This window comes from Vibrio sp. S/42/10, assembly GCF_029890535.1.
GTDB lineage: Bacteria > Pseudomonadota > Gammaproteobacteria > Enterobacterales > Vibrionaceae > Vibrio > Vibrio cyclitrophicus.
In genome coordinates, this window is the sequence record NZ_JAKMZC010000020.1 from 66837 (window position 1) to 78531 (window position 11695).

Below are 11695 nucleotides of genomic sequence, written 5' to 3' on the forward strand. Positions count from 1 at the left end.
CTCACTTTGTTTTGATAATGCACTAGAAAGAAACAGCGGCTAAGAAATAAATTCTTAGCCGCTGTTAGTTGTTATGCCTTTTTTACTAGAACTGCGTAGTAGAAGCCATCCATATCTTCTTCTCCAGGCAGTATTTGACGACCTGGATTTTCGATATCAGACCCAACAAGCGTTGCGTTCTCGGTACGCTCAAGGAATGCTTTCACTTGCAGCACGTTTTCTTGCGGCGTGATAGAACATGTCGCATAAACCATGGTGCCGCCTTCTTTCAGCTGACGCCACATTGCATCCATGATCTCGCTTTGCAGCTCTGCTAGTGCATCAATATCAGATGCACGACGTAGCCACTTGATGTCAGGGTGACGACGAATTACGCCAGTCGCTGAACAAGGAGCATCAAGCAGGATACGGTCGAACTTATCACCCATCCACCACTCTTCAGGGTAGCGAGCATCGCCACAGATTACGTCGGCACGCAGTTGTAGGCGTTCAAGGTTATCGTAAACACGGTCTAGGCGTTTAATATCACAGTCAATCGCAACCACTTCAGTGTCTTGAGTATGTTCAAGAATGTGCGCAGTTTTACCACCTGGCGCTGCACAACAGTCTAGGATTAGCTCACCATCTTTGGGTGTTAGGTAATCAACAGAAAGTTGAGCTGCAGCATCTTGTACAGATACCCAACCTCTGTCGAAACCCGGAAGCAAAGTAACATCACAAGGTGACGCTAATTTTATGGCATCAGCCGCTTCTGGGTGCAGTGTGTATTCAATGTTTTCGTTTTTAAGCAGTTCAACATACTCGTCACGAGTGTGGTGTTGACGGTTTACGCGCAGCCACATTGGTGCTTTGCTGTTGTTTGCTTCAATCAGTTGCTCCCACTGATCTGGGTAGCTTTCTTGAAGCATTTTTAGAATCCAGCTTGGATGGCTGTATTTGCCCGCATTGTGGCTAACTGCTTTTTCATCTAGCTCTTCTTGATCGCGCAGGTAGCTGCGAAGTACTGCGTTGATCAAACCACTCAGGCTTGGGCCGCGCAGCGTTTTGGTTGCTTCAACTGTTTCAGCAACGGCAGCATGCGAAGGGATGCGCATAAAGCTCAACTGGTAAATGCCTACTAAGATCAGGTGGTGGAATACGCGCTTTTTACCTTTAAGCGAGTTTTCCATCAGTTCGTTAGCGATTGACTCCAAGCGAGGCAGGTAACGAAGTGCGCCGTAGCAAATCTCTTGCAGTAGAGCATGGTCTCGCGGACGGATCGTTTTTTGAGCCGCAGGGAGAGCGTGTGAAAGAGAGTGGCCTTTATCGACAACTTGGAATAGGACATTTGCAGCAGCAGCGCGAACATTCATGAGGGGTACCGAATATTTATTTGAATACATGAGGGCATCTCTGCCCTCGTAAAGGTTTTCTAAACTGTGTTTTTACAAGCTACACGTTTTTAAGTACATATTGAGTAGCTTTAAAGCGGTTAAGAAAGTTGAGTACCAACTTCAAACCAGCTTGCACGTGAGTTCAAGATATCTTGAACTGACATAGCTTTTTTGCCTGGAACTTGTAACTGTTCCAATACTAGTACTTTGTCGCCAGTCGCAACATAAATACCAGTCTTATCTGCTTTGATTATTGAGCCAGCTGGCGCAGACGTCGATTCTTCATCAACACGTGTCTGCCAAACTTTAATGCTTTTTTCATCATTAGAGCTGCTATCAGTAATCGCAAAGTGACTCATTGGCCATGGGTTGAAAGCGCGCACACAACGTTCGATGTGTTCTGCACTGTCATTCCAATCAATTTTTGCTTCTTCTTTGCTCAGCTTCTTCGCGTAGTTAGCAAGCTCGTCATCTTGCTTCTCAGCAACAGCCTTACCAGAAGCGATGTCTGCTAAACACTCAACAAGAGCATCAGGACCAAGACCAGCTAACTTTTCGTACATTGACGCACTGGTATCTGTAGATTCGATTGGTAGCGTTGCGATGCTTAGCATATCACCGGTATCTAGGCCGATATCCATCTGCATGATCGTCACGCCAGTCTCTTTATCGCCCGCCCAGATAGAGCGTTGGATCGGAGCAGCACCACGCCAGCGTGGCAGGATTGAACCATGCACGTTGATACAACCTAAGCGAGGCGTATCTAATACAGCTTGTGGAAGCAATAAGCCGTAAGCGACAACAACCATGATGTCAGCATTCAAATCTGCTAGCTCTTGCTTAGCTTCATCTGACTTGAAGTTTTCTGGTTGGTAAACCGGAATATTGTTTTCAAGTGCGATGTTTTTTACCGGGCTCGCAGTCAGTTTTTTACCGCGGCCTGCTGGACGATCTGGCTGTGTGTAAACAGCAATAACTTCATGCTCCGAAGACAACAACGCCGCCAAGTGACGGGCGGCGAAATCCGGAGTACCTGCGAAGACAATTCTTAAAGATTGACTCAAGGTAGACTTCCTTCTTAATTTAGTAATAGCAGCGGTTATTAACCTTGTTTCTCGTTGAAACGTTTAATCTTCGCTAGCTTATCTTGAATACGTTTGCGCTTTAGTGGCGATAGGTAATCAACAAACAACTTACCTTCTAGGTGGTCAAGTTCGTGCTGAACACAGATAGCCAGAAGGTCGTCAGCGTCGAATGTGAATTCGTTGCCTTCGCGGTCCAATGCTTTAACTGTTACTTCTGCAGCGCGAGGTACTAGAGCTCGAGCGCCGGGTACAGATAGACAGCCTTCTTCGATACCATCTTCGCCACGCTTCTCGGTAATTTCAGGGTTGATCAGAACAATAGGTTCATCACGTGTTTCTGAAATATCGATAACAACGATGCGTTGGTGGAAATCTACTTGCGTTGCCGCAAGGCCGATACCTTCTTCGTCGTACATGGTTTCAATCATGTCATCAACGAACTTTTGAATCTCTGGGGTAACTTCTTTTACCGGTTTCGCCACGGTACGTAGACGATCATCTGGTAATGTTAATACTTGTAATACAGACATATACACTCGAAATATTGAACTGTGCCGAAACAGCTTAAACCTTGTTGGCTCAATTCTAGACATTTTAGAGGTCAAATGACAGCATCCTGAAGGTAATTCTCAAATCAGATGTCATATATTCAGACCAAGGAACCTAGGTCATGCGTCATTTTTCTTCTATTTTTTCTCTCGTTTGTGCCTCACTTTCGTTCACCGTTATGGCTGAAAATAGTGAGCAACCTTTAACCATTAGGCAGGATGCACCTCAGGTTTATGTCGTAGTTAAGGGCGATACCTTATGGGATATTTCCACGATGTATCTCGATAGTCCTTGGTTGTGGCCGAGGTTGTGGCAAGTAAATCCAGAGATAGAAAACCCTCACCTTATTTACCCCGGAGATAAATTGTCTTTGGTTTGGATTAATGGCGAGCCTGTATTGAGCCTAAAGCCTGTAATTAAACTGAGCCCTAAGATTCGTGTCTATGAGAAGAAAGCGGTGCCTACCGTCAACGAGGGGCTGGTTCTGCCATATCTACAATCTGACCGCTTGGTTGAGCAGCAAGATATCCAATCAGCTCAACGAGTGTTGGGGACAAGCGATGGTAAACGTTTCTTATCGGGTGAAGACCGGTTATTTATCTCGGGTAAACAGCAGTATCCCAAGTGGGGTATCTACCGCGCCGTCGAAACTTACCAGCGACAGCTACCTCAGGCGAGTATGACCTCGTTACGTTTGGTCGCCACGGCACGCTTAAAAGAAGTGGACGCTGAGTTCAGTCGCTTACAGATCGAGACCCAACTGCAAGAGGTGCTGCTTAACGATCTAGTGTTGCCTGAGCTTGGTGTCGATCAGGTGAAGCTCTCAACCACATTTTATCCAGCGCCTAGTGCTGCAGGGCAGTTTGCTAATATATTGGGTTCATTAGATGGCAGCCAATACAGTGCAAAGAATCAGGTGGTCGTTATCAATAAAGGCTCACAGGACAATCTTCGCCAAGGCTCTATGTTTACCCTCAGCGAAAACGGCGCTGTGGTGTTTGGTAAGCAAGGTGAATACAGCTACAAAGAGTCAGCGGCGAGCGATAAGGTGCAATTGCCAAGTACCTCGCTCGGTAGTTTGATGGTCATCCGCCCTTACGAGTATTTTAGTCTCGCCCTGATTACTCAGAGCTCAAAACCGGTTAGCAATGGCATTCTGGCGGTATCGCCTGTGGACCTTGCTTTGAAGGAAGAGGTTAAGGGCACCAAGTGAATGAGCAACCACTGATCGCTTGGCTCTCTCTGAGCTTTGTTCCGCAATTGGGTGGCAAGCGACTTTCTCGATTGCTGAGCATTGATTCCCCTTCGAATATTGTTGGTTACTCAAGTCAGCAACTGCAAGCGCTTGGTCTGTCTGCCAAGCAAATTGCTTATTTAAGAGAGCAAGCCCCAAGAGAAGTGGAGGCTTGCTTAGCGTGGCAAGCAAGACAACCCAACCATCACATCCTTACCCCGAATTGCCCTCATTACCCCAAACTGCTGAATGAGACCGCCTCTGCGCCAAGTGTGCTTTTTGTTAAAGGTCATGTTGAAAAATTGATTGAGCCTCAAATCGCGATGGTCGGCAGTCGCAATGCTAGTCTCGAAGGGTTGCAAACCGCGAAGTCTTTCGCCAAAGAGTTCGTTCAAAACGGTTTGATTGTCACCAGTGGCTTAGCGCTCGGTATCGATGGCTATGCTCATGATGGTGCTCTAGATAAGGGTGGGGAAACTTTTGCTGTGTTGGGTTCGGGTTTGGATTCTATTTATCCTGTCCGACACCGAAATTTAGCGGATAGAATTTGTGAGAATGGTGCGTTGATTTCAGAGTTCCGTCCAGATGCCAAACCACGACCTGAACATTTTCCTCGTCGTAACCGTATTATAAGTGGTTTATCGCTCGGAACCTTAGTGGTTGAAGCAGCTGAGAAAAGTGGCTCTTTGATTACGGCTCGCTATGCCATGGAGCAGGGGCGCGAGGTTTTCGCGCTTCCAGGTTCGATTCATAGCCCAACCAGTCGTGGAGGGAATAGTTTAATCAAAGCTGGTGCATGTTTGGTACAGAGTGCTCAAGATGTTCTGATTGAAATAAAGAGTCTGTTAGACTGGTCTATTGATCAGCAACCCAGTTTGTTCGAACCTACGTCCAGTATTGGGGAAAATGAACAATTGCCATTTCCACAGCTGTTCGCTAACGTAGGGTTAGAGGCGACACCCGTTGATATTTTGGCACAGAGAACCCATATACCTGTGCATGAGGTCATGATGCAGCTTTTGGAGCTTGAGCTCTCAGGGCATGTTGTTGCAGTTTCCGGTGGCTATATTCGAAAGGGGAGAGGCTAAGCTATGATGATGGACATACTGATGTACTTGTTTGAAACCTACATCCATAGCGATTCTGAATTGCAGGTGGATCAAGATGAGCTGGAAGATGAGCTTCTTCGAGCAGGGTTTCACCAAGATGATATTTATAAGGCTCTCCATTGGTTAGAAGATCTTGCAGCATTGCAAGATACCGAGAACCAAGCGGCGATTAGTGTGTGTTCCAATACCTCGATGCGTATTTATACCAGTCGAGAGATTTCACGTATTAATATGGAGTGTCGAGGTTTCTTACTGTTCCTTGAGCAGATCAATGTACTCACAACAGAGATTCGTGAAATGGTGATTGATCGTGTGATGGGGCTTGAGACCAACGAATTTGAATTGGATGATCTGAAATGGATTATCTTAATGGTGCTATTTAATGTGCCGGGTAATGAAAGTGCTTACACGCAAATGGAAGAGCTGTTGTACACCAAAGAGCAAGGTATCTTGCATTAATACAGGCTTGTCATGAGTAGTAAGATTGATAATCAGCTTTTTTCAGCACATGAACATGCATTAGAGCATGAACCATGTCCACAGTGTGGTGGAGAGCTTCAGCTTCGCCATGGTAAGCACGGTCCATTTTTAGGCTGCAAGCAGTATCCAAGTTGCGATTACATCAAACCCCTACATCAAAACGATGGCCATGTGGTGAAAGAGCTGGGTGTACCATGTCCTAAATGCCAAAACGAATTGGTATTAAGGCAAGGTCGCTTTGGGATGTTTATTGGTTGTAGCAGCTATCCAGAGTGTAATCACATCGAATCTTTGGACCAACCGAAAGAACGGCCTGAAGAGCAGCCACTTGTTGCTTGCCCTGAGTGTGGCAGAGGCCATTTGGTTGAGCGTAAATCTCGCTATGGCAAAATCTTCTATGCTTGTGATAACTACCCTAAGTGTAAATTCGCCGTTAATCAGCCACCTGTTATAGGTCGTTGTGAAGAATGCTTGTTTCCATTGTTGCTGGAGAAGAAAACGGCCAGTGGTACTAAGAAGCAATGTGCTGATCGCAAGTGTCACCACATTCAATCTCAATAACCTGATGTTATAGACACAAAAACGGCGCTCAATGAGCGCCGTTTCTATATTAAACCCACAATGAAAGCTTACTTCAGTTGCTCTGCAAATTCATGAACAGCAGGGTAGGCTTGCTTATCGAGAATGTTTGCCAATGAACATAATGTTCTTTGCAGCTCGGCGTTGTAGTCAGCGCTCACATTGATGTGGCCCATCTTACGACCCGCACGCTTCTCTTTGCCATACCAATGAACATGACAACCGTCTTGAGCCAGAATAGCCTCAGGGAGGGTATCTTCGCCAAGAATGTTGATCATTGCCGTAGGACGAATCAGTTTAGTGCTGCCTAGTGGCATTCCACATACGGCACGTAGGTGATTTTCAAACTGACAAGTTTCAGCACCTTGTTGAGTCCAGTGGCCAGAGTTATGAACACGTGGTGCAATCTCATTTACAAGCAGTGAACCTTTAACATCAAAGAATTCAAGCGCTAACACACCAACGTAATCCAAACGCTCTGCAACTGAGGTGAACATGGTTTTCGCTTGCTCTTGCAGTTCAATGTCATCAATTGCTGTCGATAAGCTCAACACGCCATCGGTGTGAACATTCTCAGCCAGTGGGTACACTTGAATATCGCCATTGATACCACGAGCACCGACCAGTGAGACTTCGCGATCAAACGGGACGAACTCTTCAGCCACAATGGCTTGGTTATCTGTTGCGGCAATGCACTCCGCCATTTCTGTCCATGTCGTGTCAACATTGTCTAATGTCTTTAAGCGCCATTGACCTTTGCCATCGTAGCCGCCAAGTGTGCTCTTCAATACCATTGGTAAGCCAACGTGAGCGATCGAAGCGTCAAAGTCTTCGCGAGAATTAATCACGTAGTACTTGGCATTTTTCACATTTGCTTCGTCTAACAGGGCTTTTTCAAGGCGACGATCACCGCCAGCTTTGATTGCTTCTGTTGTCGGTAAGAACTTACCGCTGCGCTCACACACCTCAAGTACATCGTGAGGGATATGTTCGAATTCAGCAGTAATGACGTCCGCACGCTCAATCGCATTTTCTAAGCCGCTGCCTAGAATCGCTTGCGTTAATGGGTGAACAATATTTTTGCTGCCAACATCAAAAGCAGAAATTTCAATATTCAGTGGTGCCCCAGCTAGGGACATCATGCGAGCAAGTTGGCCCGCGCCTAACACAAGAACATGCATGGGAATTAGTCCTCTGCAGGGTTTGGATTAGCCAGAACCGTTTCTGTTTGCTCAGAGCGGAACGCTTCTACTTTTGCCATCACTTCTTCATTGTGAGTACCAATGATTTGCGCGGCTAGGATACCAGCGTTAGCAGCACCAGCTTCACCGATAGCCAGAGTACCTACCGCGATACCTTTTGGCATTTGTACAATAGAAAGCAGAGAGTCCATGCCTTTCAGTGCTTTAGACTGAACGGGAACACCAAGAACAGGTACGCTTGTGAAAGCTGCAGCCATACCCGGAAGATGCGCAGCACCACCCGCACCCGCAATAATCACTTTAATACCGCGCTCTTTCGCACTGGTTGCGTAGTCTGCAAGCAACTGAGGTGTGCGGTGAGCAGAAACCACTTTTGTTTCGTACGCCACGCCAAACTGATCCAACATTTCTGCAGCTAGCTTCATTGTTGGCCAATCAGATTTAGAACCCATGATAATACCGACAGTCATCTCAAACTCCTTCAGGTACGATTTAATTAGTGATTAGATATTTTGCGCGCATTATACGGGTAAAATTGCTTAAGGAAAACGTTTGCGTCAGTCTAAGTTGTTAATTGATACATTTTATAAACAAATAGCTTTAGTCACAGTGAATGATAATTTGTACACTTAGCGAGTTTGATAACTGAATTAACGAGGCAGCCCGTGGATAACTTTCAACATACATTGCAGGCATTACAGCAAGGTGAAGTCATTGCTTACCCTACCGAAGGCGTTTTTGGGGTCGGTTGTGATCCCGATAATCCACAAGCTATCAAGAAATTGCTCGATTTAAAACAGCGACCGATGGAGAAAGGGTTGATCCTAATTGCTGCGAGTTATGAGCAGTTGTTGCCTTATATTGATGAAAGCCAGTTGACGGAAGCGCAGTTAGCGACCGTAAAAGCAACGTGGCCTGGCCCAGTTACTTGGATCATGCCAACCAGCAGCAAAGTGACTAACTGGGTCAGCGGCCAGTTTGATTCCATTGCAGTACGAGTGACTGATCACCCTTTAGTTCAAAGAATGTGTAATGAATTCGGTAAGCCGTTAACCTCTACCAGTGCCAACCTGACTGGCGAGCCGCCTTGCATGACGACTGAAGAAGTTCAGCAGCAACTTGGCCAATATCTAGTCTCTATTTTAGAAGGTCACACGGGTGGTCGCGAAAAACCAAGCGAAATTAGAGATGCAAAAACGTCGAAAATATTAAGACAGGGTTAAACCCTGCAAAGGAAGTAAGATGTCAGCAATTGATAAAGAAGCAGTAAAGCAGTTTTTACTGAGCCTACAAGATTCGATTTGCCAACAGCTTGAACAAGCTGATGGTGCAGCTCTTTTTGAAGAAGATGCATGGCAGCGTGAACCTGGTGAACGTCTTGGTGGCGGTGGTCGAACTCGCGTGATGACCAATGGTGCGGTATTTGAGCAAGGCGGTGTTAACTTTTCTCATGTCGCTGGTAAGGCTATGCCTGCCTCTGCAACAGCTCACCGTCCTGAATTAGCCGGACGTAAGTTTGAAGCTATGGGTGTCTCATTAGTTATCCATCCTAAAAACCCATACATCCCAACCTCACACGCGAACGTACGATTCTTTATTGCCGAAAAGGAAGGGGAAGATCCTATCTGGTGGTTCGGTGGTGGTTTTGATTTAACGCCATTCTATCCTGTCGATGAAGATTGCCAATCTTGGCATCAAACTGCTAAAGACCTGTGTGCACCATTTGGTGATGATGTTTACCAAGAACACAAAGAGTGGTGTGATAAGTACTTCTATCTACCTCACCGTGATGAAACACGTGGTGTTGGCGGTCTGTTCTTTGATGACTTAAACGAGTGGGGCTTTGAAAAGAGCTTCGCTTATATGCAGGCGGTCGGTGAAGGTTTTGCAGCCGCGTATTTACCAATTGTAGAACGACGCAAAGAGACACCTTATGGTGAACGTGAGCGTGACTTCCAGCTTTATCGTCGTGGTCGCTATGTTGAATTTAACCTTGTGTATGACCGTGGCACCCTATTTGGTCTACAAAGCGGTGGTCGTACAGAGTCTATATTGATGTCGATGCCGCCATTGGCTCGCTGGGAATACCGCTACGAACCACAAGCGGGTTCACCAGAAGCTCTGCTTTATAGCGACTACCTAAAGCCTCGAGTTTGGTAGTTCTTCCTTCCTTATAGGGATAGTGATAGGGTCATCTATATAGAAGACCCTTTTTTATTTCTGTTAGGTAAGGATATGACACAGCAAGTAGATCGTTATGCCGTTTTCGGTAACCCTATTGGTCAAAGCAAATCGCCATTCATTCACACATTATTTGCTCGCCAAACCAGCCAACAACTTACCTATACAGCATTACAGCCAGAACATAGTGAATTTATCACTGCTGCGAAAGCCTTTTTCAGCGAAGGTGGTAGAGGATGTAATGTCACAGCACCTTTTAAAGAAGATGCGTATCAGTTTGCCAATCGCCTAACTGAAAGGGCTGAACTAGCTGGTGCTGTAAACACACTTAAGAAGCTCGATGACGGAGAAATCATTGGTGATAACACCGATGGTGAGGGTTTAGTTCAAGATCTGCTTCAACATCAAGTTGCGTTAAAAGGAGCTCGCGTTCTTCTTCTTGGCGCTGGTGGTGCTGCGAGAGGAGTGATTCAACCTCTTCTCGACCAAAAGCCAAAACAGTTGGTGGTCGCAAATCGAACTAGTTCAAAGGCTGAACTTCTGGCTGAGATGTTTTCTTCATATGGAAACATTAAAGGAATGGGATTAAGCGATGTTAATGAAGGGTTTGATGTCATCATTAACTCGACCTCATCTGGTCTAAGTGGTCAGCTTCCTGAAGTTTCTGAGATTATCTTTAATTCGAATAGTTCCGTTTATGACATGGTTTACGGTTCGGGAACTACCGTATTTAATCAATGGGCATTAGATAATGGTGTTCATGCTGCTTATGATGGTTTGGGCATGTTAGTGGGACAGGCAGCAGAAAGCTTTATGCTTTGGCGTGGCCTTCGTCCGGGAACAAAACAGATTTTAAGAGAATTACGTAAAAACCTAGAGATGTAAGAAGGTATTTATAAAAAATGAATCAATCAATTCTATTTCCGGATATACAAGATTGGGATGAAGAGAATCAATCAATCACCTTCCCTGCGCAGCAGTCGGGCGCCCTGATTGAGTGTGTAATGTCTATTGAGGAACTATCTCGATTAGCTGGTAAAGAGATAGGAGAAGGCGATCAAGCTTTAGTTATTTTTTCAGAGTTACGTTTTGATATTGAAGAGCTAGCTGAAGAGTTAATAGAAGAAGAGGAGTATGACTCCTCTAATCGGATTCAAATCAAAATGCTTTAGACTGGCAGTACAGAGTCTAGATAGTCGTTTTTATTCTGAACATAGTTGTCAGCTGACTTCTGTAAAAAGGCACGCTCTTTATCATTTAATGGGCGTGCTTGTTTTACTGGGCTTCCTACATATAGATAACCGCTTTCAAGTACCTTATTAGGTGGAACTAAGCTACCAGCACCAATCATCACTTCTTCTTTAACAATAACGCCATCAAGCACGATAGCTCCCATGCCAACAAGTACGCGATCTTCAATAGTACAGCCATGCAGCATTACTTTATGTCCGATAGTGACATCATTACCTATTAATAGAGGATAACCGTCAGGGTTTTCTGCATTCTTATGGGTGACATGCAAGACACTGCCGTCTTGGATATTCGTTCTCTCCCCAATATGAATGTGGTTAACATCTCCTCGAGCTGCAACCAAAGGCCACACGCTAGAGTCGTCACCGATTTTGATATCACCAACCAGTACCGAACTTGTATCTATATAGACACCTTGTCCAATCTGAGGGGATATTCCTTTATAACTGCGTATTGAACTCATAAGTCCTCCTTTATATAGGTACCTTAAGCCCTTAATTAAGAGGAATACTAGTGATAATGAGGTGTTTTGAACAAAAAACGCTCGAACAATCAAAAAAGTAAGAAAAACTTCAAAAAGGGCTTGCCAGTGTGATCGAAATCTCTATAATGCGACCTCGTTGAAACGGGAAGGCTTCTTAGGAAACCAAAA

The 11695-nt window shown here is 45.3% G+C and carries 14 protein-coding genes; 8 read left to right on the top strand and 6 right to left on the bottom strand.

Features of this window, described 5'->3' with window-relative positions:
- Positions 1-71 precede the first annotated feature (71 nt).
- The 3 genes from rsmB to def form a co-directional block, all read right to left on the bottom strand.
- Complete coding sequence (gene rsmB, locus L8S15_RS18790) at positions 72-1352, bottom strand: 16S rRNA (cytosine(967)-C(5))-methyltransferase RsmB (protein WP_102285994.1); 1281 nt, start codon at positions 1350-1352, stop codon at positions 72-74.
- 119 nt (positions 1353-1471) lie between these two features.
- Complete coding sequence (gene fmt / locus L8S15_RS18795; protein WP_010433333.1) at positions 1472-2437, bottom strand: methionyl-tRNA formyltransferase; 966 nt, start codon at positions 2435-2437, stop codon at positions 1472-1474.
- Positions 2438-2475: 38 nt separating this feature from the next.
- Entirely contained in the window at positions 2476-2988 is a 513-nt protein-coding gene (def, locus tag L8S15_RS18800) for a peptide deformylase (RefSeq protein WP_010433336.1), read from the bottom strand.
- 140 nt (positions 2989-3128) lie between these two features.
- Between def and L8S15_RS18805 the strand changes: the two genes are divergently transcribed.
- Genes L8S15_RS18805 through L8S15_RS18820 form a run of 4 tightly spaced genes read left to right on the top strand, consistent with a single transcriptional unit; the run spans position 3129 to position 6391 of the window.
- The gene (locus L8S15_RS18805) at positions 3129-4220 is read left to right on the top strand and encodes a LysM peptidoglycan-binding domain-containing protein (protein ID WP_280574648.1); all 1092 of its coding nucleotides are present in this window, start codon (positions 3129-3131) and stop codon (positions 4218-4220) included.
- Positions 4217-5329, top strand: a complete 1113-nt coding sequence (dprA, locus tag L8S15_RS18810; protein WP_016767529.1) for a DNA-processing protein DprA — start codon at positions 4217-4219, stop codon at positions 5327-5329. Before L8S15_RS18805 ends, dprA begins: the two co-directional genes overlap by 4 nt.
- Before the next feature lie 3 nt (positions 5330-5332).
- A complete protein-coding gene (locus L8S15_RS18815) occupies positions 5333-5809 on the top strand; it encodes a DUF494 family protein (RefSeq protein ID WP_009848094.1) in 477 nt (158 codons plus the stop codon).
- Between the two features lie 12 nt (positions 5810-5821).
- On the top strand, positions 5822-6391 hold the full coding sequence (locus L8S15_RS18820; RefSeq protein WP_010433345.1) for a topoisomerase DNA-binding C4 zinc finger domain-containing protein: 570 nt from the start codon (positions 5822-5824) through the stop codon (positions 6389-6391).
- A 68-nt stretch (positions 6392-6459) separates the two neighbouring features.
- Here L8S15_RS18820 and L8S15_RS18825 read toward each other — a convergent pair whose 3' ends face one another.
- Together L8S15_RS18825 and purE are read right to left on the bottom strand one after the other, a co-directional pair.
- The gene (locus tag L8S15_RS18825; RefSeq protein WP_280574653.1) at positions 6460-7590 is read right to left on the bottom strand and encodes a 5-(carboxyamino)imidazole ribonucleotide synthase; all 1131 of its coding nucleotides are present in this window, start codon (positions 7588-7590) and stop codon (positions 6460-6462) included.
- Between the two features lie 5 nt (positions 7591-7595).
- Complete coding sequence (purE, locus tag L8S15_RS18830) at positions 7596-8081, bottom strand: 5-(carboxyamino)imidazole ribonucleotide mutase (protein ID WP_004735777.1); 486 nt, start codon at positions 8079-8081, stop codon at positions 7596-7598.
- Between the two features lie 195 nt (positions 8082-8276).
- On the opposite strand from purE, the gene L8S15_RS18835 reads away from it, so the two are divergent.
- The 4 genes from L8S15_RS18835 (at position 8277) to L8S15_RS18850 (ending at position 10964) form a co-directional block, all read left to right on the top strand.
- Positions 8277-8834 (top strand): L-threonylcarbamoyladenylate synthase, encoded by a 558-nt coding sequence (locus L8S15_RS18835; RefSeq protein ID WP_010433350.1) that lies wholly within the window; start codon positions 8277-8279, stop codon positions 8832-8834.
- Positions 8835-8853: 19 nt separating this feature from the next.
- The gene (gene hemF / locus L8S15_RS18840) at positions 8854-9771 is read left to right on the top strand and encodes an oxygen-dependent coproporphyrinogen oxidase (RefSeq protein ID WP_016767527.1); all 918 of its coding nucleotides are present in this window, start codon (positions 8854-8856) and stop codon (positions 9769-9771) included.
- 75 nt (positions 9772-9846) lie between these two features.
- Positions 9847-10677 (top strand): shikimate dehydrogenase, encoded by an 831-nt coding sequence (gene aroE, locus L8S15_RS18845; protein ID WP_010433366.1) that lies wholly within the window; start codon positions 9847-9849, stop codon positions 10675-10677.
- A gap of 17 nt (positions 10678-10694) precedes the next feature.
- The gene (locus L8S15_RS18850; RefSeq protein ID WP_010433369.1) at positions 10695-10964 is read left to right on the top strand and encodes a DUF1488 domain-containing protein; all 270 of its coding nucleotides are present in this window, start codon (positions 10695-10697) and stop codon (positions 10962-10964) included.
- On the opposite strand, the gene L8S15_RS18855 is transcribed toward L8S15_RS18850, so the two are convergent.
- A complete protein-coding gene (locus L8S15_RS18855) occupies positions 10961-11506 on the bottom strand; it encodes a gamma carbonic anhydrase family protein (protein ID WP_010433372.1) in 546 nt (181 codons plus the stop codon). The two genes, L8S15_RS18850 and L8S15_RS18855, sit on opposite strands and share 4 nt — an antisense overlap.
- Positions 11507-11695: the final 189 nt, after the last annotated feature.

Coding starts and splice junctions, on each gene's coding strand:
- L8S15_RS18825 (WP_280574653.1), bottom strand. CDS start 7,590: ATGCATGTTCTTGTGTTAGGCGCGGGCCAACTTGCTCGCATGATGTCC.
- L8S15_RS18815 (WP_009848094.1), top strand. CDS start 5,333: ATGATGATGGACATACTGATGTACTTGTTTGAAACCTACATCCATAGC.
- L8S15_RS18855 (WP_010433372.1), bottom strand. CDS start 11,506: ATGAGTTCAATACGCAGTTATAAAGGAATATCCCCTCAGATTGGACAA.
- L8S15_RS18820 (WP_010433345.1), top strand. CDS start 5,822: ATGAGTAGTAAGATTGATAATCAGCTTTTTTCAGCACATGAACATGCA.
- hemF (WP_016767527.1), top strand. CDS start 8,854: ATGTCAGCAATTGATAAAGAAGCAGTAAAGCAGTTTTTACTGAGCCTA.
- aroE (WP_010433366.1), top strand. CDS start 9,847: ATGACACAGCAAGTAGATCGTTATGCCGTTTTCGGTAACCCTATTGGT.
- L8S15_RS18850 (WP_010433369.1), top strand. CDS start 10,695: ATGAATCAATCAATTCTATTTCCGGATATACAAGATTGGGATGAAGAG.
- L8S15_RS18805 (WP_280574648.1), top strand. CDS start 3,129: ATGCGTCATTTTTCTTCTATTTTTTCTCTCGTTTGTGCCTCACTTTCG.
- rsmB (WP_102285994.1), bottom strand. CDS start 1,352: ATGAATGTTCGCGCTGCTGCTGCAAATGTCCTATTCCAAGTTGTCGAT.
- def (WP_010433336.1), bottom strand. CDS start 2,988: ATGTCTGTATTACAAGTATTAACATTACCAGATGATCGTCTACGTACC.
- purE (WP_004735777.1), bottom strand. CDS start 8,081: ATGACTGTCGGTATTATCATGGGTTCTAAATCTGATTGGCCAACAATG.